Source organism: Thermostichus sp. OS-CIW-30 (assembly GCF_054060215.1).
The window spans coordinates 54,415-79,507 of the sequence record NZ_JBSSCZ010000005.1 but is presented as its reverse complement, the minus strand read 5'-3'; the positions used below and the strand labels follow the sequence as shown (position 1 = coordinate 79,507).

Genomic DNA, 25,093 nt, shown 5'->3' with positions numbered 1-25,093 from the left:
TTCGGTCAACTTTCTCCCTGGAGCAGGCTGAGTTGCTCAGCGACCTGGGGGATGTTGTTGCAAAACCTGCTTCAAATATCGCCCTGTATGGGATCCGGGGTGCTCAGCCACCTGTTCTGGGGTGCCAACGGCGATGATCTGGCCGCCGCGGTCGCCGCCCTCTGGCCCCAAGTCAATAATCCAATCAGCACAGCGGAGAATGTCCAGGTTATGCTCGATCACCAGCACGGTGTTGCCTGTATCCACCAGCCGTTGCAGGACGTTCAAGAGCTTGTGGACATCGTAAAAAGACAAGCCGGTGGAGGGCTCATCCAGCAGATAGAGGGTTTTGCCGGTGGAGCGGCGGGCCAGTTCTGCGGCCAGCTTGACCCGTTGCGCTTCCCCACCGGAGAGGGTAGGAGCTGGCTGGCCCAGCTTGATGTAATCGAGGCCCACATCGGCCAAGGTCTGCAGGATCTTGGCGGCAGGAGGCAGGGCAGCGAAAAACTCCAGCGCCTCCCCCACCGTCATATCCAGGACTTCGGCGATGTTCTTGCCCTTGTACCTGACCTGCAGGGTTTCGCGGCTGTAGCGGCTGCCCCCGCAGACTTCGCAGGTGACGTACACATCGGGCAGAAAGTTCATTTCAATCACGTTCACCCCCTGCCCTTTGCAGGCTTCACAGCGCCCCCCCTTGACATTGAAGGAAAAGTGGCCGGATGGGTAGCCTCTGGCCTTGGCATCCAAGGTTTGGGCAAAGGTTTGGCGGATCGGGTCGAACAGGCCGGTGTAGGTGGCAGGGTTGGAGCGGGGGGTACGGCCAATGGGAGATTGGTCGATCACGATCACCTTGTCAATGTGTTCGATGCCCTCAAGTGCTCCCATCTCCGTGGGTTGGGGCACCTTGTGTCCAAGATGGTGCTGCAGGGCAGGGTAGAGCAATTCGTTGACCAAGGTGGATTTGCCGGAGCCGGAGACGCCTGTAACACAGACCAACTTGCCCAGGGGGATCTCTACATCAATGTGCTTGAGGTTGTTTTTGTGGGCATTGGTGAGCTTGAGAGAAACCGCCTTGCCAGCCCGCCGCTGCGCAGGGGTAGGGATCCGCAGCCGCCCCGAAAGATAAGCTCCGGTGATGGAGCGCTCGCAGGCCATGATGTCCGCCAGGGATCCCTGGGCCACCACTTCCCCCCCGTGGATCCCGGCTCCAGGGCCGATATCGACGATGTGGTCGGCGGCACGGATGGTTTCTTCGTCGTGTTCCACCACGATCAGGGTGTTGCCCAGATCTCGCAGGCGAAACAGGGTTTGCAACAGGCGCTCGTTGTCCCGCTGGTGGAGGCCAATCGAGGGTTCGTCCAACACGTAGAGCACCCCCGTCAAGCCGGAGCCCATCTGGCTGGCCAGCCGGATCCGCTGCGCCTCGCCCCCGGAGAGGGTCATGGCCGGGCGGGCCAAGGTGAGGTAGTCGAGGCCCACATCCACCAAAAACTGCAGCCGGGTTTTGATCTCCCGCAGCACCAACTCGCCGATCTGCGCTTGGCGGGGGGTAAGGTTTAGCTGCTCCAGGCGGTGCAGGCAGTCGCGGATGGAGATCTCGGTGAGATCGGTAATGCGGTAGCCGCCGATGCGCACGGCCAGAGCTTCCGGCTTGAGACGGGATCCCCCACAGGCGGAACAGGGACGGTAGGTGAGGTAGGCTTCCAGCTTTTGCCGATAGATTTCGGAAGTGGTTTCCTGGTAGTGCCGCTGCAATTGGGGAATCACCCCCTCATAGCGGCGATAGTACCCCCGGCCTCGGTACTGAGATTCCGCCTCGGCGATGTAGACCTCCTGGTCGGCGCCGTAGAGGATGATCTGCTGTTGCTGGGGGGTGAGATCACACCAGCGGCTGCTGAGGTCGAAGCCAAAAGCCTTGGCGGCTCCCGCCAACAGGGCCAGATAGTAGGGGTTCTCCCGCTCTGCCCAAGGGGCGATGGCGGCGTACAGGGGTAGCTTCGGATCGGGCACGATCCGCTCGGGGTCGAAGATGGGCTCAAAACCCAGCCCGTGGCAGACAGGACAGGCCCCAATCGGCGAGTTGAAGGAAAACAGGCGCGGCGACAGCTCGCCCATCACCGAACCGTGCTCCGGGCAGGCAAATTGCTCAGAAAAAATCAGCTCCGTTGGCTTGCTGTTCAGGTATTGCCCCGCCGACTCGGCCACCTTTTGCAGCAGCTGTTCTCGCTCCTCTTCCCGCGGCAGCAGCTCCACCACCGCAATTCCTCCCGACTGGCGCAGGCAGGTTGCCAGAGAATCGGCCAGTCGCTCCGCTATGTCGGGGCTCTTGACCAGCCGATCCACCACAACCTCAAGGGTGTGGGTTTTGTTTTTGGCTAACTCGATCTCCTCGCTCAGATCCCGCACCTGGCCGTCGATGCGCACGCGCACAAACCCTTGCTGGCGCAAGCTTTGCAACAGGTTGGCATGGGTGCCCTTTTTCCCCTTCACCACCGGCGAGAGCAACTGAAACCGCGTCCGATCCGGCAGGGCCATGATCTGATCCACAATCTGATCCACCGTCTGGGGGGCGATCACCCGGTTGCAATGGGGACAGTGCGGGATCCCAGCTCGCCCATACAGAAGCCGCAGGTAGTCATAGATTTCGGTAACGGTGCCAACCGTCGAGCGGGGGTTGTGGCTGGTGGACTTTTGATCGATGGAGATGGCCGGACTCAGCCCTTCGATGCGATCCACATCCGGCTTGTCCAGTTGCCCCAAAAACTGCCGCGCATAGGCACTGAGGGATTCCACATAGCGCCGCTGCCCTTCGGCAAAAATGGTGTCAAAGGCCAAAGAAGATTTGCCAGAGCCGGAGACGCCGGTGAACACCACCAGGCGATCCCGCGGGATCCGCAGCTCGACATTCTTGAGGTTGTGCTGCCGCGCCCCCACCACGTGAATTTCGTTTTGGCTGGACATCTCACCACCTTTTCGCGCAGCGTGTCACAGGTATCCCGTCGAGACCGGCGAGTAACAAAATCTTAACGATTCTTAGCTAACGATTCTAATGCCCTTCGCTTTGTCCAGAAGGGGATCCCAGGGAGGGCAAACCGGTAGCAAAAAAGACTTGGCTATGCTGGAAAGGATTGAATCCCAAGGGCCATGACCTGGACACTGCCATCCGTTCAAAAGGTGTTTGTTTACCTGTTGGTGGGGATCGCCTTCACGGCCCTTTGTCTGGGGGATCAGGCTCTGTCGCCACCGGTCATTGCCGTTTGCTTGGCCGCAGGGGCCTGCAGTTGGTTTTGGGAGCCGCCAAGGATTGCTTTTGCCCGCTATGCCCCCCTGTGGATGCCCCTGACGGTGGCGGTGTTGCTTAGCCTGCTGGCTTTGGTTATCTTTGGGATCCTTCCCTTTTCCGATGGGGCCATTGGCTTGGTGCTTTACCTAACGGGGGCCAAGCTGTTTCAGCGGGAACGGGCAGCCGATCACATCCAGTTGGCGGTGCTGTCTCTGCTGCTGATGGCCATTGCCACCCTGTTCAACGAAGACATCAGCTTTGGGCTGCTGTTTTTGCTGTACGTGGGGGTAGGGCTAATCAACCTCACCCTTTACCACCTGCGCCTGCAAGCAGAGCAGCACCCGCAGGCAGCCAGCCAAACCCGTGGCATCAACCTCAACTTCTTGGGCTTTCTCGGATCCCTGGCTTTGCTGGCGGTGATCCTGTCCGTGGCTTTGTTTTTCTTGTTCCCGCGGGTCAGTTTAGGAATTCTGGGTCGCCAGGCCCGCTCGCCGGTGATGACCACCGGCTTTGCCGAGGAAGTCAGCCTGGGAGCATTCGGCACCCTCAAAACCGATAACACCGTTGTCATGCGGGTGGAATTTCCGGCAGGGGTGCCGCCCCGTGTGGAGTCCCTCTACTGGCGCGGGATCAGCTTCGATCGCTACGATGGACGGGCCTGGTCGCGAACGCTAGACCGCTTCATCCCCATTTTCCCCAACGCAGCAGGGGTATTTGATCTCTCTGCCTCCAGCTTGATCCCCACTGCTCCCGACCTGCTGCTTCTCCCCTTGGAGCAGCTTATCTATCTGGAGCCGCTGGTCACCAACACCGTTTTTGGGGTGGCCCCGCTGGTGGAGATGGAATGGCTGGAGCGGGGCGGAGCAGCGACGGTGCAACAAGCTTGGCAACGGCAGAATCGCCGCCTCATCCTGAGCGAGACCGGAGATGTTGGCCATTCTCTGCCTCGGCAGGTGCCCCATCTTTACCGCGCCCGGAGCCGGATCTCAAGGGAGTTAAGCCCGCGCTTGCGCCGGCTAGGCCACGCGGAGCTGTTCAGTGCTCTCGACCCAGTCCAACAGGCAGCCTATCTGCAGTTGCCAGCAGACCTGGATCCGCGCATTCCCGCCTTGGCTGAAGACGTTACCGCTGGGATCCCCGATGTCTTTGGCAAGGTGACGGCTTTGCAGAACTACCTGCTGGAGAACTACGCCTATACCACCGATCTGCCGGATCCCGGCCCTGAACCGCCTTTGGAAGCCTTTCTGTTCACCCATCGGCGGGGCCACTGCGAATATTTCGCCACAGCCCTGACGGTGCTGGCCCGCAGCATTGGCATCCCGGCCCGAATGGTGAATGGCTTTTTGGGCGGGCGCTGGGTGGCGCAGGAAAATTATCTGGCAGTACGCAATGCCGACGCCCATTCCTGGACGGAGATCCCCTTTGGCCCCTACGGCTGGGTCATCTTTGACGCTACGCCGGCAGAGGCCAATGTTAGTCAGCGGCAGAGCTGGTGGGATCCCCTTCAAGATTTCTACGACAGCTTGCGCTTCCGCTGGTTTAAGTACGTCATCCAGTACGACCTATCCACCCAGCGGCAGATCTGGCGGCAGATTCAGGAGATGGCCAGCGCTGTAGCCGCCTCTCCGGATCGAGAGGATGTCGGTGCTGGCTTCCGTCGCAGCCTAGTGGGTTGGGGGCAAACGCTGCAGCAGAATGGCCTGCCGGTGTTGGGGGTGGTTTTGATCACCGGATCCATGGCCTATTGGGGTCGCCGCCGCCGCTATCGGGCTTTGCGCTGGCAGGATGGGGGGTGGATTCTCCTAGCCACTGCCGGCAATGGGGTTTTGCTGGGATCCCTGTGGCAGCCTCCGCCCCCCTGGCCCACCTGGATGGTTGGCCTCTTGCTACCGAGTCTGGCCTTTGCTGGGATGCGCTGGATCCCGGCGGCTCTACCCAAGTCGCAGCAGCGCCGCCAGCTTATCTCAAGGCTTTATCTGCAACTGCGGGATCTGGCGACGGCGGTGGGGATCCCAGCCCACCTAGGCCCTGAGGCCTGCCTGGAACACTTGCGCCACTCCGACTTACCACAAGCCCAGGTGGCCATCCAGTTCTTGGAGCGCTACATGGAGGTGCGCTTCGGTGGGATCCCGTTGGAGGCGGGCGAATTGCAGCGCTGGCAACAGCAATTCAAACAGCTCAGACGAGCATGGCAGCCACTGGCCAAAACCCCCAGAAGAGCCGCCTGACCAGAAGGACGGCTATGCCCTGGAGCAGGTACCCCAAAAGCCCTGCGAGAAACCTTGACAGTTATGAGATAGTTAAGAGATAGTTAACGTTAGTTATAGACCCCGTAAGCTGCACTGTCAGACGGGGAAATCGCTCAGTGGCGCACTCGCTTCAGGCACGTTTCGCGCTGCTGCGTTGCTATGCCCTTGCAAACTCATCTGAAGCTGTGTTACGTTTTTAACGTTCAGCTTCGAACGAGCAAGGGCGTGTTAGCTATGCGTAGCTATTCTTTGAGGGCGGCTTTGGCTGCAACTTTGTGTCTGCTGTCCTCGTCAGTTTTTTCCTCTAGTGTGGCTCAAGCGGCGCCTCAGCCGACCGGAAACGGGGCCATCTTCTTCCACCCGGATGGCACTTCGGCTTCCCACTGGGACATCACACGCATTCTCTACTACGGCCCCGATGGCTTTCTGAACTGGGATCGTCTCCCCGTGATTGCCCCCTATCGCGGGCACCTTCTCGACCAGCTTGGGGGAACTTCCAACGCCGGAGCGGTGACCCATGCCACAGGAACTCGTGTCCACGCCAAGAGCTTTGGGTTGGATCCGGACGGCAAAGAGTACCCCTCTGCCAACGGCACCCTGAACACGATCATGGAAGAGGCTGTGGCGGCAGGCTTGGGTACGGCTCTGGTGCAAACGGGATCCATCATTGAGCCGGGGACGGCTGCCTTCGTTGCCGAAGTTGCCAAGCGCAGCGACTATGAGGAGATTACCCTGCAGGTGGTGGAGTCAGGGGTAGACATCATCCTCGGCGCTGGCGAGGAATGGCTGCTGCCGGAAGGTGTCCAGGGCCGCTTTGGCAAAGGGAAGCGCAAGGATGGCCGCAACCTGATTGAGGAGGCCAAGAAAAAGGGGTACGCCGTTGTCTACACCCGCGACGAGCTGCTCAAGCTGCCGGCAGATGTCTCCAAAGTTTTGGGGGTGTTCAACGTCGAGGACACCTTCTACGACAAGCCTGAAGAAGAGTTGCGGAAAGAAAACTTGCCCAACTACATCGCCAGCGCCCCCACCATTGCCGAGATGACCGAATTTGCCCTGGCGCGGATCTCCCGCAATCCTAAGGGCTTCTTCGCCGTCATCGAAGAAGAGGGCACTGATAACATGTGCAACAACCTCAATGCCTCTGGCTGCCTGGAGGCTATGAAGCGGGCCGACGATGCCATCGGGGTGATTCTCAACTTTATCGAGAAGAATCCCAAGACCTTCATGATCACCACCAGCGACAGCAATGCCGGTGGCATGCAGTTGGTGGATGTCGAGTCCGCCGATGAGCCGTTGCCCCCTACTGACCCCAAAGGCAGTGGTGCCCCCATTGACGGAGTTGACGGCACGGGCACAAAGCCGTTTATTTCTGCTCCTGACAAGAATGGCAAGCGCTTTCCCTTTGCCGTGGCTTGGGCTACCGGAGATGACGTCGGCAGTGGAGTCATTGCTCGCGCTGCGGGCTTGAACGCCCAAGAGTTGGTGCCGACCACCGGGATCCTGAACACGGACATTTATCGGATTCTCTACTTCGTGCTCTTCGGGGAGCGCATCCCCAGCGAGCTGAAGCCCTAGTGTCTGCTGTGGTCACCTGCCTTGGGCGGGTGTTTGCCCCACAAGCTCTGTCCGTCACGGGGGATCCATCCAGTGGATCCCCTTTTTTTATGAGAACCACATAACGGCGAAGGGGCTAGCTCAGCAAAGCAGATAGACGTAGTTCATTTTGCGTTAGAACTGTACTACAGTGGGCTATCATGGAGCCGAGACTGTCCTTTGGGTTTGAGTTTGTTCCACCAACGCGAACTGCGATCTTCAACCATGCCCACTCCCGCTGACTCCTCTCCATCCCCCCTTCTCCAAAGCGACGAGGTTCTCAAGCCTGAGGACTCTGTTCCGCTGAGGGGGACGGTATTGGCGGCCCGTGAGCCTTTTTTGGGGCTGCTGCGGGATCTGGCGCGGGCCTACCAAGCTTTTGAAAATTACGCCGGGGTTCACATTCGGCAAATGGGGCTGACGGCCCCCCAATTCGATGTGTTGGTTACCCTTGGCAATACCCCTGGGATGACCATGAATGTCTTGGCCCAAAAAACGCTGGTGACCAAAGGGACACTGACCGGCATTGTGGATCGCCTGGAACAAAAAGGGCTGGTGCGCCGGGAAGTGCCCCCGGAAAACCGACGCTGCTTTAAGGTCGTGCTGACAGAAGCGGGGGAAAAACTGTTTGAGGAAATTTTCCCGGCCCACGTCGCCTACTTGAAAGAGCGCTTCCAAAAGCTGGATCCCTCGGAGATGGCGCAGATCCAGGCTTGCCTTAAAAAACTGCAGGCTATTTTCTAGCGCTTTCAGATTCCCCCTTGCTGAGGAGGGATCCCCTCTAGCCCGGTTCAAACGGCTGCCCTAGAGCTGCCGGCGGAGTGGCCTTCACCGCCTGCTGGATCCAGCGCCGCAGCCGAGGTGGGATCCCGCGCAAGCCGTACTCCCACCATTCCCCAGAAGTGAGCACCAACACCAAAATCATCAACACAAAGGGAGCCACCGTAAAAACTTGGGTGGGCACGGCGCGGATGGTAGTCTGGGCAACTCCGGCAAAGGACTGCAAAATGCCGAACAGGTAGGCCCCCAGGGCTACCCGCAAGGGGTTCCAGCCGCCGAAGATGACGATGGCCAAAGCAATCCAGCCATACCCTGCTGTATGTCGGTGGCTCCAGCCGGCCTTGAAATCCAGAGAAAAGGCAGCCCCCGCCAAGCCCAATAGGGATCCCCCCACAAGGGTGTAAACATAGCGCCAGAAAATGACATCGGTGCCGCGGGCAAAAGCCGCCGCCGGCTGTTCTCCCATAGCCCGCAACATCAGGCCAGGCTGAGTGCGATACAAAAAGAACCAAGTTCCCCCGATGAGCGCGTAGCTGGCGTACAGCAACAGATCCCCTTGGAACAGGAGTGGCCCCAGCAGCGGCACCTCTCTCAGGAAGGGGATGGGCAGGCTGGGCACCGTTGGCCCTGGGATCCGCACGAACGGATTGCCCAAAAAGGAAGACAAATCCGCCCCCAATAGGGTCAAGACGAAACCAATGGCAATTTGGGATCCCTTCAGGGTCAGCGAGCCAAAGGCCACGATCCCAGCAAACAGCGCTCCCACCGCGGCGGCAGCCAAAAAGCCCAATACCAAGCTTCCCGTCAGCTTGGCCACGGCGAACCCAACCATGGCCGCCAGCATGATCGTCCCCTCTGCGGAGAGGTTGATCACCCCTGCCCGCTCGGTAATGGTTTCCCCCACACAGGCGAAGACCACCGGTGTGGCGGTGGCAATGGCAGTGGAGAGAATAGCAACCAGTTGGGCAGCGGTCATTATGAGCCTGTCGAGAACTCGGGTTGGGTTAACGCATTTGCAGTTGCTGCGGGAATGCGCCTGTTGATCTGGGCATCGCCTCACCCCAACACCCAGAGCATGAAAGCCACCCCTAGGGTGACGGCACCAAACAGAGCATAGCTGATCCGGCGCAGCGGCCTCAGTTGCAGGGCATGCAGATCCTTAAGCCAGCCCAGCCCCAAGGATTCGACAAAGCGATCCAGCACCGCCTGCATAGGGTAGGCGTAAACCGATCCTTGCTCCTTAAAGTTCACCAGCACAACCAGCAGTGTAGCGTAGCCCCAGAGGAGGCCCCAGAGCACAGCGCTCAACCCGATTAAAATTGGCTCAAACATCGACTTTCCCTTGCCTTCTATAGGCATGTCCACTGCTTGCGTGAGCGGGAGACGGAGTTCTTTGAGCCTGGGGGACTTGGATCTCATTATTCCGGTTGTTTTCCCGTTGAGGCTGCCCTCCCTCAGACAAGAGCGTAGAAGGGATCCCAGCTTGCTTGCAGAGATCACGCCGGTTCTCTTCTGCCCGTCCAGGCCAGGAGATGACAAACTGGAAGTACCCGCTCGGAGTTATCTCGTCAAATCCTCATGAGTTCTCGCTACCTGCTGCCCCCCGCTGAACCCAAGTCTGTCGGTACTGCCTATATCCTCTGGGCGTTGGGCATCTTCGGGATCTGTGGCGTCCATCGCTTCTACCTGGGCAAGACTGGAACAGGCATCCTCTGGCTGTTCACCTTTGGCCTGCTGGGCTTTGGCCAGTTAATTGACCTGTTTTTGATCCCAGGCATGGTGGAGAACTACAACTTCAAGCTGGCCGTCCTGCAGGGATCCCGACCCTCCCCATCCCCAGCTTCCTCAAAAACCACCTCAGCACCTCCTCAGCCCCTCAAAGGTCAAGCTCTGATGCGGGAGATCCTGCGGCTAGCCCAACAGCGGCAAGGGATCCTCACCCTTGCGGAGATAGCTATCGACTTACCTGCCGACTTTGACGAAATTGAAAAGGCGCTGCAAGAGCTGAGCCGGCGGAGCATGGCTTTCCCCGAAAACAACCCGGTCACTGGAGCGGTAGAATACCACTTCCCTCACCTGCTGCACCGCTCCCCCAACCAACGTTCGCTCTAGATGCCCTCCTGCAAACCTCTACTGGGATCCCAGGATCCCTTGACGTTTGGCTAGCCGCATTGCCCAGCGAAAGGCCAGCAGACCCAGGCCGAAGTAGAAAATGCCGCTGGCTAGAGCCATGGCCAAGCGCAGGGGATCCAGCCCTACCTCGCGCACCATCACGTCTCGCAGCAGCCCCGCCCCCGCCGTCATGGGCAGACTTTGCCCTAGCCACCTCAGGGATCCCGGCCATTCTTCCGTGGGAGCAGCCAACAGAAAAAGCAGGCCGAATTGGCTGATGATCAAAAGCTGCTGAATTCGCTTCCAAATTAGAGCAGCGGATCCCAGCAAAAACGAAAAACCGTAGGCCCCCAGCACCACGCTCAAGAGCGGCAGCACCAAACTGGGGGGAAAGCGCAGCCGACTGCCCGTGAGCAGCAAAATGGCACCCAAAATGACGACAACAACAGAAAAGCGCAACACCAAGCTGGCACAAGCCCGTGCCAAGAAGAGAGTGGCTGCCGAAAATGGCGAGAGCAACACCTGCTCCAAGGTGCCTGTCTGGGCTTCCACCTGCAGGTTGAGGGCGATGTCGTTCACCACAAAAATGACCAGCGTCCAGAGCACATAGCCGATCACCACCGCATCCAACCGTTCGCCAAATTGGGAGGCAGGCCCTGCCACATATTGGGCGCCGGCAAAGAGGGCATAGAAGAAGAACGTGGTGATCAGGATCCCGCCCAGGGCCTCCGCCGGATAGCGAATGTACTGGATCCAGGCCCGCTTTAGTTCGGCCCAAAACAGGTGGATCACTGGCATTGTCTATCCCCTCTTTTCAACAACTTGAGGAAGATGTGGGTGAGATCGGCTTCCTCTCGTTTGAGGCTGAGCAAGGGCAAAGGCTTCAAGATCTCCAGCACCTGATAGAGCATCTCTGGCGGGCCGCTGAACCGCACCCGATGGGATCCGAGAATCTCCACCCCTTGGCGGGCCAGTTGTTCAAACCTCCAGGGATCCAGCCCCTGTTCCAGCTCGATCCGGTAAGTACCGACGGCGCCGGCAAAGTGCCGGATCAACTCTCCCGTGGGGGCTTGGGCGATGATCACCCCTTGTCGAATAACGGCTACCTGATCCGAGAGCGCTTCCGCAATATCCAGTTGATGGGTGGTGAGCAAGATGGCTCGACCCGAAGCGGCAATTTGGCGGATCAGGGATTTCACCGCTTGCGCCGATTCCACATCCAACCCCAGGGTGGGCTCATCCAGCAGCAACAGGGCCGGTTGATGCAGGAGGGCGACGGCAATGGCCACCTTCTGCTGCATGCCCCGCGAAAGGGTTTGCACGGCCACATCTTGTTTCTCCTGCAGGCCAAAGGTCTCCAGCAGCTCTAACCCCCGTTGCCGAGCGGTTCTGGGGGATAGCCCCCGCAGCACGCCAAAGTACTCCAAGTTCTGTAGGGGGGTCATCCGCCAGTAGAGGTTGCGATTGCCTTCCAGCACCGCCCCTACTTGGGCCAATGTGCCAGGATCCCTGTGGGGATCCCGTCCGAGAACGCACACTGTGCCCGCGTCCGGTTGGATCAGGCCGGCAATCATCTTAATGGTGGTGGTCTTGCCGGCCCCGTTGGGCCCCAAAAAAGCCAGGATCTCCCCTGCTGCCAGCGTCAGGGAGACATCCACCACCGCCCGCACCTCCCTGCCTCCTTGCCGGTAGGTTTTTTGGAGGTGGTGAGCTTCTAGAACTTTCATGACGCGAACACGATGCAAACGCGAAGCCGATGCAAAAAGGAGTGCTGAAGAGAGGAGGGCCGGCCATTCCACTCTCTCACACCAGAGCATGGGCCCGCCTCGAGAGAGATCCGGCAAGATCTAGGGGGTCATTGGGATCCCAGCCTCCATCCGGCTCAGGGCCAGGCTTATCTTGTCCAGCCACTGCAAAAGGCTCTCCAGTTGCTGCGCTGCCGGCACCATCCCCAGACCCCGCACCGTCACCTTGCCCGGTTGGTAAACAAAGCGAGGCTGCAGGTGAGTGGGCAGGGCCTCTTTCAGGCGATTCCAAGCGGGCTCCTCCATGGGGGTTTCCAAAAGCACATGCTCTTTGGCCAGTTTGATGCGGGAAAAGCCCAGGGCTCGGGCCAGCACCTTCAGCTCCATTACCCGCAGCAGCTCCTGAGTGGGCTTGGGCAGGGGGCCAAAGCGGTCTTGCCATTCCTGGGCAATTTGCAACAGCTCGACCCGAGAGCCGGCAGCAGCCAGTTGTCGATAAGCCTGCATCTTTTGATCTTCGTCGGGAATATAGCTTTGCGGGATCATAGCGGTAACATTCAGGTCGATTTGCGTGTCCTCCACCTGCGGGATCTCCTGGCCGCGAATTTCTCGAATAGCCTCTTGCAGCATTTCCAGGTAAAGATCGAAGCCCACCGCATTGACTTGCCCGGATTGTTCCGTTCCCAGCAGGTTGCCAATGCCACGAATTTCCATATCCCGCATTGCCAACTGATAGCCGGATCCCAGTTGGGTAAATTCCTGAATGGCCTGTAGGCGTTTGCGGGCCTCCTCGGTGAGGATCCCGTCTTCTCGGTAAAACAGCCAAGCATGGGCTTGGATCCCAGCCCGGCCCACCCGCCCCCGCAGCTGGTATAGCTGAGCCAATCCAAACTCCTGAGCATTTTCAATCAAAATGGTGTTGACGCGGGGAATATCCAAACCGGATTCGATAATCGTCGTGCAGACCAGGATATCGATTTCCCCATTGTTAAAAGCCAGCATCGTTGCCTCTAGCTCCCCTTCCGGCATCTGCCCGTGGGCAATGGCAATGCGGGCGCCGGGCACCCATTCCCGCAATTTGGCGCTGGCTTCTTCGATGCCTTCAATGCGGTTGACGACATAGAAGACTTGACCGCCGCGATCCAACTCTTGGCGGATAGCCGTGCGGATGACTTCGGGGTTGTAGGGAGAAAGGTGAGTTTTGATAGGCCGGCGGGAAGGAGGCGGAGTTTGGATCAAGCTCATTTCCCGCAAACCCGACAAGGCCATATACAGAGTGCGGGGAATAGGGGTGGCGGTGAGGGTGAGTACATCCACCTGGGTTTTGAGAAGTTTGATTTTCTCTTTTTGGTTGACGCCAAAGCGCTGCTCTTCGTCAATAACCAAAAGGCCTAAATCCCGAAATTGCACATCCTTGCCCAAAAGCTGGTGGGTGCCCACCACAACATCCAGTTCGCCACTCTTGAGACGGGATAGGATTTCTTTTTTCTCCTCCGAGGTGCGGAAGCGGTTGAGCAAGCCCACTTGAATAGGATAGGGAGCAAAGCGCTCTTTGAGGGTGTGGTAGTGCTGCTGGGTAAGAATGGTGGTTGGCGCCAGGAGAGCTACTTGCTTGCCGGCGGTTACGGCTTTGAAAATGGCACGGATTGCCACCTCTGTTTTGCCAAAACCCACATCTCCACACAGCAGCCGATCCATGGGGCGAGGGGATTCCATATCCCGCTTGATCTCTTGGACAGCGCGGAGTTGATCCGGCGTCAGGGGATAAGGGAAAGAATCTTCCAGCTCCTGTTGCCAAGGAGAATCGGGCGGGAAGGCATAGCCCTCCTGTTCGGCGCGTTTGGCATAGAGCTGCAGCAGGTCAAAGGCCACTTTTCGCAGGCTCTTTTTCACCTTCTGTTTGGTCTTTTCCCAGGTGCTGCCGGACATCTTGTGCAGGGCAGGTGGTCCATCCCCGCTGGCCCGGTAGCGGGAAAGGGAGTTGACCTGGTCGGCAGCCACCCGCAACAGGCCATCGCTGTATTGAATAACCAGGTACTCGCGGGTTTCGCCCCCAATGGTGAGGCTTTCTAAGCGCAGAAACTGGCCAATGCCATGGGCCTTGTGAACGACAAAATCCCCTGGCTTGAGCAGGTTGGGATCCACCTGGCGAGAGCTGGCCTGGCGGCGCTTGCGCACATAAGTAGGGGTGGCCAGGCTGTGCTGGCCGAAAAACTCGCGGTCGGTGAGCACCACCCACCCCAAGGTGGGCAGGAGAACCCCCTCCAGCTCGGCCAGGCCGGAATACTTGAGGGCCACTGGGGTGTAGGACTGCAGCTGGCGCTCGATGGCCGGGAAGTCTTTGGGATTGGGCACGTACTGGGCGGGGCAGTCGTGTTCCTGCAGCAGAGCTACGGTGCGGGAGGGCTGGGCAGAGAGGATCCACACCTGCAACTGCTGCTTGCGGTACTCGCGCAGGGTTTTGGCCAGGGATCCAAACTGGTGGGGAGCAGTAGGCACAGGCCGGCTTTTTAGGTCAAGGGCAGCTTCGGCTTCGCCAGCAGGGGCAAAGGTGCGGGCCAACAGGCAGGGGAAGGGATCCCAGTCGGGAGCATGGAGATCGAAGGGGCGGTGAAAGGGCTGCAGAGCCGGCTCCGCAACCTGGGCCTGTTTCCACTGTTCTTGGGCGTGGTAGAGCCACTGCCGGCTGTGGGCCTGGCACTGCTCTGGCTCGTCGATCAGGATGAGGGTGGTGGGATCCAGATAGCTGAGCAGATTGGCGGGAGGGGTGTAGAGCAGGCCGAGAAAACGGCGCAAGCCCTCCGGGGGGGTGGGCGACTGCTCCAACTGCTGCCGTAGGCCCTGGGAGAGCTGATCGGCTTTTTCCTGCAGCGCTGGCCAGAGGATGGGTCCGTAGCCAGTGGGGGTCAGCCAGACGTAGGGGATCCCATCTTGGGAGCGCTGGCTGACTGGGTCAAACTCCCGCAGCCTCTCCAGCTCGTTGCCGAACCACTCCAGCCGCACCGGCCACTCGCAGGCCACTGGGAAAACGTCGAGAATGTCGCCCCTTTGGCTCCACTGCCCCTCGCTTTCCACCAGACTCACCCGCTGGTAGCCCAGACGGGTCAACTGCTGCCCCAGTTGCTGGGGAAACATCTCCAAGCCGGGTTCCAGCTGGAGACAAAAGGCCCGCAACACCTCTGGGGGAGGGAGGTGGGGTTGGAGGGCCCGCTCTGTCGCCACAATGGCCATGCCCTTCTTCCCCTGGAGGCAATCGGCCAGCACCTGAAACTGGCCCCACACCAGCTCCGGTTCCAGGTCAAAAGGTTCGTAGGGGGAAGCCTCTGAAGTAGGGTAGAGCTGCACACTCTCCCAGCCCATGCCCTCCAGTTGCGCCGTCCAGCGGCCTGCCTCCTCCAAGGTGGCGGTGACCACCAGTAGGGATCTTCCCTCCTGCTGGGCCAAAGCCGAGGCGATCAACCCCTTGGCAATCCGCCCTGCCCCCTGCAGATTTGCCCGTCGCTGCGATCTCAAGCAGGCGGCTAGCTCTTGAATCAAGCCGGACTGGCCTAGAAAGCGCACCAGCGGGATAAACGACATCTTCCACCCCACACTGCAAACTGGGATCCCAATTCTGGCAGGCTCCGGGGACGATCAGCAGCCGTCTGCTGGCGCTGTAGACGGGAAGTCGCCCCTTGCTGGGAAGCGCTCCTGGATCTATACAACAAGACAACAGTTTTGTTGTTTAAAGACGAAAAAAACCAAAATCCTATACTAGTGGCCTGCCAGGCTTTGGCCGCTAGGTTCGCAGTGCGCTCTTTGTCTTGTAGTCTAAATTACAAAAAAGGGTTCACACTTCCAGAATCCTAAAATTAACCTTTAGAGTCGGACGGCTTGTCGATTGTCTTAGCCAAGATTCGATGTTAGAAGGAACCACAAAGCGCGGCTTTCCCGGCCTCATCTGATGTCTGCCAGTCAGCAAGATGTTTTTCATGCAAGAGGTGTAGCTGCATCAACTGCAGAGGATGTTGTCGGAAAAAGCTGTATTGGCCAATTCATCTAAGCTTGGTACAAATCATGTTTCTAGATACCGTTGCCCTTTCTCGTCTACAGTTTGCCCTCACGGCCATTTTTCACATGTTGTGGCCGGTTTTAACAACGGGGATGGCCATTTACCTTGTTGTTATTGAGGGACTTTGGCTAAAAACCCGCAACCTAGATTACTACCGTCACGCCCGTTTCTGGTCAAAACTCTATGTGTTGAACTTCGGTATTGGCGTGGCCTCAGGCTTGCCGATGGCCTTTCAATTTGGCATGAACTGGGCGCCCTTCTCCGAAGCAGTGGGAGATTTTTTTGGAACCATCCTGGGCTTTGAGGGCACGATGGCCTTTATGCTGGAGGCCAGCTTTCTGGGGATCATGCTGTTCGGCTGGGAGCGCGTCCCGCCGGTGATTCACTGGATCTCGACGATCCTGGTGGCCTTTGGCGCCAACTTATCCACCTTTTGGATCCTGACGGCCAACTCTTGGCTGCAGACGCCGGCAGGTGGCGTGTTCGTCGATGGGAAATTTGTGGTGCGGGACTACCTGCAAGCTATTGTCAACCCCTTCATGGTCAACAGCTTTCTGCACATGTTTTTTGCCACCTTGGAAACCTCTTTGTTTGTTATCGGTGGCATCAGTGCCTGGTACATTCTCAAGCGGCGGCACAGCGAGTTCTTCTCCCGCTCCCTCAAAGTGGTCTTGGCAATGACCCTGGTGGTCGCCCCTTTGCAGGTGTTCGTCGGCCATCTGAGCGCGGAGCAAGTCTATCGCTATCAGCCGGCCAAGCTGGCGGCCATGGAGGCCCAGTGGGAGACGATCCCCGCCGGTGAGCGGGCGGACTGGAGCCTGTTGGCTGTGCCCAACGACCGTGAAGAGCGCAACGAGTGGGAGGTGAAGATCCCCGGCGCGCTGGGCTATCTGCTGGAGTTTAAGCCCAGGCTGGATCGACCCATTCAAGGGCTCAAAAGCTGGGATCCCCAAAATCGTCCCCACATGGTTGGCCTCATCTACTACTCCTTTAGGACAATGGTGGCCATTGGCCTCCTCCTAGCTGGGCTTGTCGGAGTTACCCTTGTGCAATGGCTGAGGGGCAAGCTCTCAGTGGAGGCCCTTTCTCAGCAGAAATGGCTGATGAGAGCTTGGATCTTCGCAGCACCCCTGGGATACATCGCCGTTGAAACCGGTTGGATCGTCCGCTGTGTGGGTCGGCAGCCCTGGATTGTGTATGGACAACTGCGCACGGTGGAATCGGTTTCGCCCCTGCCGGCAGGAGAAGTGCTGTTTTCTCTGGTTGGCCTGACCGCGTTGTACACTGTGTTCTTCGTTGCCGCTCTCTACTTTGGCAGCCGCATCATCCGCGAAGGGCCAAACCTGGAGTTGCCCGCCCCTGTCCCGGCAACGCAGCCGGTGATCGTGGTCGAGCCTGCCCGCCACGAGCCAGATCGCCGTCCTGCAGAAGCTCGGTAGCAGCAGTTTGGTAGCCATCTAACTGGTGACTCCAAGTAGCAACAGGGCAACGTAGCAGGCCCATTCCCCACAGCAGTGAAACCCTTCGCTACGTCAACTCCCAACTTCCCTTCCCTAGAGGGAGAGGGACTGGGGATCGCCATCGGGAACTGTCTCGCACTGGTCAGAAATACTCAAAGCAGAGGGAACAGCGATGGAATCTTTTGAGCCTTTACAGCGGTTTCTGCCCCAGGTTTGGTTTTTTATCCTGGGCCTATTCCTATTTCTCTACGTTCTGCTGGACGGGTTTGATCTGGGAGTTGGTATCCTCTCCCTGACGGCCTCCAGCGAGACGCGGCGCAGCATTCTCATGACCAGCTTGGGCAATGTTTGGGATGCCAACGAGACGTGGCTGGTGTTGATGGGGGGATCCCTATTTGGATCTTTTCCTCTCGCCTACGCCACCATTCTCAATGCCCTCTACATACCCTTGGTGATCATGGTGGTGGGCCTGATCTTGCGGGCCGTTTCCTTCGAGTTTCGGGAAAACGCCGACAACAAGTTGGTGTGGAACCTGGCCTTTGGAGTGGGCAGCTTTTTGGCAGCCTTGGGCCAGGGATTTGCCTTGGGCAGCGTCTTCGAAGGGATCCAAGTGGACGAAGCCGGCCACTTTGCCGGCAGCCCCTGGGATTGGCTGACCTGGCGCACGCTGTTGGTGGCTCTTACTTTGATCCAGGGCTATGTGTTAATCGGCTCAGCCTACCTAATCGTTAAGACCACCGGCGAGCTTCAGGAAACCTACTACAAGACGGCAACCATCGCCACCTGGACAACTTTACTGGGGGCAGTGTTTATCACCATCAGCACTCCTATCATGTCCGAGCAGGCGCGTGCTCAGCTTTTCTCGCCCCCTCTTTTCTACATCTTTGCTGCCATCCCAGTTCTGGGACTTTTGTTGGTGGCGTTGTTGCTGCGCAGCCTGCGCCGGCGGGAAGAAAATAGCGTTTTGGTTTACACTTTTTTGATCTTTGCGCTTTCTTTTATCGGCTTGGGGTTCATGGTCTTCCCCAACATCATCCCCCCCAGCGTCACCATCTACGAAGCGGCAGCCTCCCCCAGCTCGCTGGTGTTTATGCTCACCTTTATTGGCTTTCTGATCCCGGTTATCTTGTCCTACAACATCTACAACTACGTGGTGTTCCGGGGCAAGATCGTGGTGCAGGAAGTGGCGGCGGAAGAGGCCAAAGTTCCAGAGGCAGTTTAAGCTGGCCTGAGGATGCAGCAATAACTCCGCCCGGTGATGGGCGGGGCAATTTTTTAGGTGCAATCGAACGTCTACAGAGAAAGGCTGATACATTTACGCTGAACACTGCTGAGCATTACTGCTCAACGGTGAAGCGATAGCATTCTGTCCGTTTCCAAACAGAACGGCGGTATCCCGCAAAGCTCTGAGCATAACACCCAGAGCGCCTTGCCAATCTCGTGGTAGCCTATGGTTGCACTTTGGGCATCTAAACACCTTTGCGCCACCCAACTTGGTGTGGATGTGCCCGCACTTGGTACAGGTTTTGCTGGTGTACGCTTCCGATACTTCCACGACGACCACGTTTTTCTTTTGGGCTTGAAACTTCAGGAACTGCTTGAACCGATAGTGCGCCCAGGTGAGCATCGCCCTTGCTGTCTTGCTACCAAACTTCCTCCCCGCCTTGGCAACCATCTTGGCTGACTCGAAAGTGGGGAGGAATATCAATCGGTAGTTATCCGTCAGGAACGCCGCTACCTTGCGATGGCACTCGTCCACCAAGTTCCTGATTCTCTCCCGCAGACGAAACGCCGCTTGCCGCATTCGCCTACGCTTGGGCCTCGGCGCTTTGCTCAGCCTAGATTGCAGATCGTCTAGGTGGTAGCACAGCCGAGTGATTCTACCAAAGTCCCCCTTGGCGATATCTACAAAACCTGCTCTCACTCTCTCTTGAGCCATTGCCGGATCTGCTCGGCAGCTACATCGCGACCTCCCAACCCAAAAGCCAACGCCACCGCCACGGCAATCGCCCCCAGAACCAGACCAAAAGCCAACACCACAATGTCGGTGGCCACGCCCATCTGCTGCAGGGCCATGGCGCCAACAAAAACCAAGATAGCCACCCGCGCCGCCTGGGCCAGTACCCCTGAGGAAGGGCTACCCAAGCTCTTGATCATAGAGTGGGCCAAATTGGCCAAATAAAGACCGATCCCAAACACCAGGGCGCCGATGAGCACCCGACCGGAAATCAGCAACAGCCCCTGCACAATGTCGGTTAGGGCGGCAAACTGCAGCAACTCCACTGCCGGCACCGCCCCAAACAAGACCACGCCTACCCAGACCACCAAGCCGGCGATCTCGGAGGGAGTGCGACGTTTGGCAGCGGGATCCCCTTCAGGCTCAGGAGCAGCGGCCAGGGGCAAGCCCAGCCCCGCGACCAGACGGTCAAAACCCACCGCCTGCAGCAACTGGGTTACCAAGCTGGCCAAAAATTGCCCCAGCAAGTAAAAGACGGCCAGGATCAAAGCGGATCCCGCGATCAAGGGAATGGCCCGCAACACCTGCTCCAGCATCGCCACCGCCGGATCGGAGATGGCCCGAATTTCCAAGGCATTCAGCGCCGCAATCACCGCCGGGATCAACACCAAGACATACACCACCGTCCCGACGATCTGGGCCAACTGGGGAACGCCAAAGCGTGCCCCCAACCGATTTGCCCCTGCTGCCACCAACAAATTGGAGACGATCCCACGCACGATGCGGGCCAAAAACCAGCCCACTGCACCGATGATCAGCGCTCCCAAAATCCGTGGCACCATCGACAGCAACTGATCCAGCAGGTTTTGCACCGGCTGCAGCGGCCCCTGCAGGTTCAGGGTATCCAGGATGATCGGCAAAAAGAACAGCAGAATCAGCCAGTAAAGGGCATTGCCCAAAGTTTCATTCAGCAGGAAAGGGGTGACCTCTGTACCTCCCTCTTGGCCGGTTGGGGTTCCTTCTGCACCTGCCTCACCGGCAGTGCTTTCCTGTTGCAGAGGCCGGGCCAACTGCTCATCGAGGTTGAAACGCCGCAGCCCCTGGATGACCGCCAGCCGAGCAACAGTGGCCACCACCCAGCCCACAGCCAGCAGCACCAGCGCCCCACCCACCCGTGGCAGATAAACGAAGATTTCCCCCAAAAACCTGTTGAGCGGATCGGAGACAGCTTGAAGCTGCAGGGCATTCAGTACCGCCACCAACACAAAAGCAAGAATCACCCAGTAGACGGCAGCGGCCACCCAGCGCTCCGTTTGGGGCAGCTTCTCGCCGGGCTTTTGGCCCAAAACCCAAGCAGCCAAGCGATTGTCCAGTTGCGTCCTTTTGAGCAGTCCTCTAACGCCGAAGGCTACTGCCATGGCCACTATCCAACCCAGAATTAAGATGACAATCGCCGCAAGGAGATTGGGCATAAAATCGATAAGCCTAGACCAAAGACTGACGACAAAAGAGATGGCCTCATCTCCAATGGTGTTTCCAGAGGTGTCCATAATGATCCTCACAGCTTGAAAATGCTCAGGATGGACAGATAACAAGTGTAGGTTAACCTGAAGTGTTTTTTCAGGCAAGTTGGCCAAAGGGGGAATATGATATGAGAAATATATATTGAGGCAGAAATGTCGGATCTCGAAATAAAACTTCACATTCTATTAACCCAAGGGCTCCAGCCATCAGTCAAAGCTCCGATGGGCCATCGAACGGCAAGGATCGAATTCAAGTTGTTGATACCGCAGATTATAGCTTTTCCCCACCGAGCAGGAGCTTTGTAGATTAAGTCAGGATCTCTGTTGTGCGATGGATGCGGCTGCATTGGCTAGAGTCAGTGTTGCTGGGAGGAACTGTAGCGGGCAGTTTGCATCCACAGAATGAGAGCATTTTGATGACCTACATAAAGAATCAAACGGGCAATCGACACTCGGTCAATGGGTTGGATCCCCTGTAGCCTTGATATGCTTAGCCTATTGGCTTGCTCACTGTCTGACCTAAGGTGTATCCCGAAATACGTTTGCAGTTCTTCAATTTACAATTGATAGCCTTCTAAATCGGTTTCTTCCAATACACCAGCGCATCTTCTCCGTTGTAATACCCCTTGCGACGTCCCAGCCGTTGAAACCCTGCCGATTCGTACAGGCGGATTGCCGCTTGATTGGAAGCCTTTACCTCCAGAGTGGCCCAGCGGCAGCCTGCTGCTCTCGCTTGGTTCAGCAGTTCTTCCAGAATCCGCCGGCCCAAGCCCTGTTGCCGGTGCTCGGGATCCACCGCCAGAGAGATGATATGTGCTTCTTCTTCAATACGCCAGAGAATGCCGAAGCCCACCAGCTCTTTTGTCACCTGCGTCGGCGAGGTGGGGCCTGGAGAGGGAAGGGGGAACTCCGTTTGGCCCGAGCCACACGAAGCGCCAACGGCAGCGGGTTCCGCCACTACCCCAATCACCGTGCTTGTGGGTCGTTCCAGCTCCGCTCGATATCCCTGTTCTCCCCAGTATCCCCCATAGCACCGCCGATCCAGCTCCAGCAGTTGGGGCAGGGCGGTGATGTCCAACAGCTGCAGCCGATAACTCGTACCGCTCATGGTGGCCTAGTCTCGCAATTCGCAGAATTCCGCCAACAACAACTGCCCCAAGGGATCGTCATCGGGAGCCGCGTAGGGCAAGGCTCTGCGGCTGATGCTCAAGATGTTGCCCCCCGATTGGGGATGGTGCTCCGCACCGCTTTCGCGAACAGGCTTGAGTTCGTAGTCGATCCCTTCGGTGAAGCCGGCTTCCTGTAGGTAGTCTTGGGCGGCTTTGAGGATCCCTTCTCGCAGTTGCGCTTTGACCGCAGGGGCCATGAGGTGGCGAACAAACCACTGGGCGCTGGCGGGATCCACCCCGGCGAGGTATCGAAGGGCAGGGGTCAACACGGCGGGGCGCTCTTGGGGGGAGAGGCGGTTGACCTGCTGGGCTACCGCGGGCACATCCCGCCGTTGCATGGCCTGGATCAGGGCTTGTGTGGCTGGAGAAAATGAGGGATCCTGCGCTTGGCTCATGGCTGGGGGTACCAGAGGGATTCGAGGGTGCGGACAAGGGCTGCTGCTTCGAAAGGAGAGGGAGCAGTCGGCAGACAGACGGTTACATGGCCCAGTTTCCGCCCTGGGCGGGCAGGGGTTTTGTGGTACCAATGCACCGTGGCATTGGGGAGCTGGGCCAGGCGCTGCCGCTTTTCTGGGTAATCGCCGGTGGCATGCTCATAGCCCAAGAGATTGACCATCACTGCCCCCCCACACTTGAGGGAGGGATCCCCCAAAGGCAGGCCGAGGATGGCCCGCAGGTGTTGCTCGAATTGTGAGGTGTGGCAGGCTTCCAGGGTGTAGTGGCCGGAATTGTGGACCCGCGGCGAGATTTCGTTGATCCAGATCCCGGCCTTGGGATGGGGGGGCGGCACCCAAAACAGCTCGATGCCAAACACGCCAACTGCACCCAGTTTTTCCATCAGATCGGCTGCTAAGCGCCGGATCTCGGCCTCGGTGGTTGGGGGGATGCGGGCAGGCACCAGGACATGGCGGCAGATTTGCTCGATCTGCACAGTTTCCACCACCGGGTAAACCCGGATCTCTCCCTTCAGCCCCCGCGCTACCATCACCGCCAGCTCCCGCTCAAACGGGATCCATTCCTCCAGCAATAGCGGGATCCCCTCAGATTGGCTAAGGGCCTGCTGCAAAGCCGCTCGCTCGTGCAAGATGCGGGTGCCCTGCCCATCGTAGCCCTGCCGCCGTCGCTTGAGCACCACCGGAAAGCCCAGTCCAGCCAGGTCTGCCGAATCCAACACCGCCTCCAGCGGAAAAAAAGTCGGCACCGGCAACCCCAACCGCGCCAGGAACTGCCGTTGGTGCAACTTGTCCAGCAGCGGCTCTAGCGTGCTGAGACTAGGACGAAAGCGGGATCCCTCCGGATCCAGTTTTTTCAGCTCCGGCAGAGGGATAAACTCGTTTTCAAAAGTAACCACCGGGCAGCGCTCCAACAACTGGGCCGTGGCCTGGCTGTCGGCTGTGGATCCCCAAACCACCCCATCGGCCACTGCCACCGCTGGATCGGTGGGAGCAGCAGCCTGCACCACCAGCGGGATCCCCATCTGGCGAGCTGCCAAGGCCAACATCTGCGCCAACTGCCCGCCGCCAATCACCCCCACAGGTTGGGATCTCTGGTCTTTTGAGGATACCTGGGTTTCCACAGCCGTACCGTTATACTGGTATACTGGGTGGTGGGCCGCTGTCCATTGCTTCTTGGATCCAGAACCCCATTATGGGACCCCTTGCCCTCCAGCGCTAGGAGAAAAACGGTGGAACCCTCTCAACCCTCTGAGCTGAGAGCTCTAATCAACCGGGCTTTGGCGGACAAAGTCTTGACTCGCGCCGAGCAACAGCAGATTCTCAGTGCCGTCATGGCCGATCAAGAAATTTCCCCAGAAGAGCACGAACTGCTGGAATCGATTGTGGAGCGCCTAAACAGTGGCGAGATCCGCGCCGTCGATTAAACCCTGTCTTCAGGTTGAGATTGCCCTCAAGACTTTGGAGAACTAGACTCCAGTCTGTCCTCGAACGCCGGGTATTCTGCTTGTATCCTTGGGCTCATCCCGGTGGGTGGATCGCCTAGAATAATCCACAACCCACCTCTTTCTGCTGCCATGAGTTCTCACTCTTCAGATTGGTTCACGCGGGCTCGCCACATTTTTTACGGCACGGCCACCGCTCTGGTGGAGATCCTGCAAGACCCGGAAAAGCGCACCGAAAACCTCAACCGCCTTTCGATGGACTTGGGACAACTGGCGGCGGAGCTGGAGCAAAAGGGAGAGTTGATCGAGCAGGAGGCAGTTCGTTACGTTGAGAGTCTCAGGGATCCAGCCGCCAACGCCCCCTCGGCAAGTCCTGACTCTGAAGCGCCTGTCGAGAATGCTCCCCCGACACCGGCTTCCTCCCCCAACAAGCCGGCTATCTCCAGAGAAGAGATGGCTGAGTTGATGGAGCTGATCTATCAGATTGAGTCCTTGCGCCTGGATTTGGAGCGGTTGCGCACCTCGTCCTGAGTCCTGTGCGGTTCGATATCCTTACCCTTTTCCCCGAATTTTTTGAAACGCCGCTGCGCATTGGGCTGGTGGGCAAAGCCCTACAGCAGGGGATCGCCGAAGTCCACTGCACCAATCCACGCGACTTCGCCACCGATAAGCACCGCCGTGTCGATGATGAGCCCTACGGGGGTGGGGTGGGCATGGTGCTTAAGCCGGAGCCCTTCTTTGCTGCCGTTGCCTCCCTGCCCCGGTTGGATCCCTGCGAGATCATTCTGCTGACGCCCCAGGGGCAACCGCTGAACCAGGCGCTGCTGCAGGAGCTGGCCCAGAAAGCGCAACTGATCCTGCTGTGTGGCCAGTACGAGGGCTTTGACGAGCGCATCCGGGAACACTTGGCTACCCGTGAAGTGTCGCTGGGGGATTTTGTCCTGACGGGGGGGGAAATTCCGGCGCTGGCCCTGATCAACGGCGTGGTGAGGCTCTTGCCGGGCACCGTAGGCAAGGTAGACTCGTTAAAGAGCGAAAGCTTCCAGGCGGGGCTGTTGGACTATCCTCAATACACCCGCCCGGCAGAGTTTCAGGGGCACAAGGTGCCGCCGGTGCTCCTCTCAGGCGACCATCAAGCCATTGCCCGTTGGCGTCTGCAGCAGCAGTTGGTTCGAACCTGGCAAAGGCGGCCAGACCTGTTGGCCAAGCGCCCCTTGACCGCTGAAGAGCAGCAGTTGTTGGTAGAGGGGCTGGCGGAGCAGCACCCTCGTGTAAACGAAGCGGAGAAATAAATC

At 58.5% G+C, this 25,093-nt stretch carries 19 protein-coding genes and 1 pseudogene; 9 read left to right on the top strand and 11 right to left on the bottom strand.

The window, feature by feature from the left end; translation table 11 throughout:
- Positions 1–36: 36 nt before the first annotated feature.
- A complete protein-coding gene (gene uvrA, locus ACVWZF_RS03200) occupies positions 37–2,940 on the bottom strand; it encodes an excinuclease ABC subunit UvrA (protein ID WP_011432824.1) in 2,904 nt (967 codons plus the stop codon).
- Positions 2,941–3,123: 183 nt separating this feature from the next.
- Here uvrA and ACVWZF_RS03195 point away from each other — a divergent pair, with 183 nt between their 5' ends.
- From ACVWZF_RS03195 to ACVWZF_RS03185, 3 genes are all read left to right on the top strand, one after another.
- On the top strand, positions 3,124–5,490 hold the full coding sequence (locus tag ACVWZF_RS03195) for a transglutaminase TgpA family protein (RefSeq protein WP_457410823.1): 2,367 nt from the start codon (positions 3,124–3,126) through the stop codon (positions 5,488–5,490).
- Positions 5,491–5,736: 246 nt separating this feature from the next.
- Positions 5,737–7,086 carry an alkaline phosphatase gene (locus ACVWZF_RS03190; protein WP_457410821.1) on the top strand — a complete coding sequence of 450 codons (1,350 nt, stop codon included), beginning with the start codon at positions 5,737–5,739 and terminating at the stop codon, positions 7,084–7,086.
- A 336-nt stretch (positions 7,087–7,422) separates the two neighbouring features.
- Positions 7,423–7,848 carry a MarR family winged helix-turn-helix transcriptional regulator gene (locus ACVWZF_RS03185; RefSeq protein WP_011432828.1) on the top strand — a complete coding sequence of 142 codons (426 nt, stop codon included), beginning with the start codon at positions 7,423–7,425 and terminating at the stop codon, positions 7,846–7,848.
- 37 nt (positions 7,849–7,885) lie between these two features.
- Here the strand turns inward: ACVWZF_RS03185 and ACVWZF_RS03180 are convergent, their stop codons facing one another.
- Together ACVWZF_RS03180 and ACVWZF_RS03175 are read right to left on the bottom strand one after the other, a co-directional pair.
- Complete coding sequence (locus tag ACVWZF_RS03180; protein WP_457410819.1) at positions 7,886–8,860, bottom strand: ABC transporter permease; 975 nt, start codon at positions 8,858–8,860, stop codon at positions 7,886–7,888.
- A gap of 80 nt (positions 8,861–8,940) precedes the next feature.
- Positions 8,941–9,243, bottom strand: coding sequence for a hypothetical protein (locus ACVWZF_RS03175; RefSeq protein ID WP_187147267.1), 303 nt, complete (start codon positions 9,241–9,243; stop codon positions 8,941–8,943).
- 219 nt (positions 9,244–9,462) lie between these two features.
- On the opposite strand from ACVWZF_RS03175, the gene ACVWZF_RS03170 reads away from it, so the two are divergent.
- Positions 9,463–9,996, top strand: coding sequence for a TM2 domain-containing protein (locus ACVWZF_RS03170; RefSeq protein WP_457410817.1), 534 nt, complete (start codon positions 9,463–9,465; stop codon positions 9,994–9,996).
- Between the two features lie 18 nt (positions 9,997–10,014).
- On the opposite strand, the gene ACVWZF_RS03165 is transcribed toward ACVWZF_RS03170, so the two are convergent.
- The 3 genes from ACVWZF_RS03165 to mfd all read right to left on the bottom strand — a co-directional run bounded on the left by ACVWZF_RS03165 (position 10,015) and on the right by mfd (position 15,320).
- Entirely contained in the window at positions 10,015–10,794 is a 780-nt protein-coding gene (locus tag ACVWZF_RS03165; protein WP_457410816.1) for an ABC transporter permease, read from the bottom strand.
- The gene (locus tag ACVWZF_RS03160; protein WP_457410815.1) at positions 10,785–11,723 is read right to left on the bottom strand and encodes an ABC transporter ATP-binding protein; all 939 of its coding nucleotides are present in this window, start codon (positions 11,721–11,723) and stop codon (positions 10,785–10,787) included. Before ACVWZF_RS03160 ends, ACVWZF_RS03165 begins: the two co-directional genes overlap by 10 nt.
- Before the next feature lie 120 nt (positions 11,724–11,843).
- Positions 11,844–15,320 carry a transcription-repair coupling factor gene (gene mfd, locus ACVWZF_RS03155; protein WP_457410813.1) on the bottom strand — a complete coding sequence of 1,159 codons (3,477 nt, stop codon included), beginning with the start codon at positions 15,318–15,320 and terminating at the stop codon, positions 11,844–11,846.
- Between the two features lie 477 nt (positions 15,321–15,797).
- On the opposite strand from mfd, the gene ACVWZF_RS03150 reads away from it, so the two are divergent.
- Both ACVWZF_RS03150 and cydB read left to right on the top strand, forming a co-directional pair.
- A complete protein-coding gene (locus ACVWZF_RS03150; RefSeq protein WP_457403576.1) occupies positions 15,798–17,231 on the top strand; it encodes a cytochrome ubiquinol oxidase subunit I in 1,434 nt (477 codons plus the stop codon).
- A 193-nt stretch (positions 17,232–17,424) separates the two neighbouring features.
- Entirely contained in the window at positions 17,425–18,474 is a 1,050-nt protein-coding gene (gene cydB, locus ACVWZF_RS03145) for a cytochrome d ubiquinol oxidase subunit II (RefSeq protein WP_414375450.1), read from the top strand.
- Between the two features lie 93 nt (positions 18,475–18,567).
- On the opposite strand, the pseudogene ACVWZF_RS03140 reads toward cydB, so the two are convergent.
- The 5 genes and pseudogenes from ACVWZF_RS03140 to ACVWZF_RS03120 form a co-directional block, all read right to left on the bottom strand.
- Positions 18,568–19,170 (bottom strand): annotated as a pseudogene (locus ACVWZF_RS03140) (zinc ribbon domain-containing protein); the annotation flags it as partial.
- Positions 19,171–19,172: 2 nt separating this feature from the next.
- Positions 19,173–20,759 carry a mechanosensitive ion channel gene (locus ACVWZF_RS03135; protein WP_457392174.1) on the bottom strand — a complete coding sequence of 529 codons (1,587 nt, stop codon included), beginning with the start codon at positions 20,757–20,759 and terminating at the stop codon, positions 19,173–19,175.
- 547 nt (positions 20,760–21,306) lie between these two features.
- Complete coding sequence (gene rimI / locus ACVWZF_RS03130) at positions 21,307–21,840, bottom strand: ribosomal protein S18-alanine N-acetyltransferase (protein ID WP_457394136.1); 534 nt, start codon at positions 21,838–21,840, stop codon at positions 21,307–21,309.
- 6 nt (positions 21,841–21,846) lie between these two features.
- Positions 21,847–22,296: a hypothetical protein gene (locus tag ACVWZF_RS03125; RefSeq protein WP_457394139.1), complete on the bottom strand. Its 450-nt coding sequence runs from the start codon at positions 22,294–22,296 to the stop codon at positions 21,847–21,849.
- Positions 22,293–23,477 carry a 5-(carboxyamino)imidazole ribonucleotide synthase gene (locus ACVWZF_RS03120; protein WP_457394142.1) on the bottom strand — a complete coding sequence of 395 codons (1,185 nt, stop codon included), beginning with the start codon at positions 23,475–23,477 and terminating at the stop codon, positions 22,293–22,295. Before ACVWZF_RS03120 ends, ACVWZF_RS03125 begins: the two co-directional genes overlap by 4 nt.
- Positions 23,478–23,585: 108 nt before the next feature.
- On the opposite strand from ACVWZF_RS03120, the gene ACVWZF_RS03115 reads away from it, so the two are divergent.
- From ACVWZF_RS03115 to trmD, 3 genes are all read left to right on the top strand, one after another.
- Entirely contained in the window at positions 23,586–23,780 is a 195-nt protein-coding gene (locus tag ACVWZF_RS03115) for a hypothetical protein (RefSeq protein WP_414329471.1), read from the top strand.
- Positions 23,781–23,930: 150 nt separating this feature from the next.
- The gene (locus tag ACVWZF_RS03110) at positions 23,931–24,329 is read left to right on the top strand and encodes a hypothetical protein (protein ID WP_457394145.1); all 399 of its coding nucleotides are present in this window, start codon (positions 23,931–23,933) and stop codon (positions 24,327–24,329) included.
- Positions 24,330–24,334: 5 nt separating this feature from the next.
- Positions 24,335–25,090, top strand: coding sequence for a tRNA (guanosine(37)-N1)-methyltransferase TrmD (trmD, locus tag ACVWZF_RS03105; RefSeq protein WP_414351007.1), 756 nt, complete (start codon positions 24,335–24,337; stop codon positions 25,088–25,090).
- Positions 25,091–25,093 lie beyond the last annotated feature (3 nt).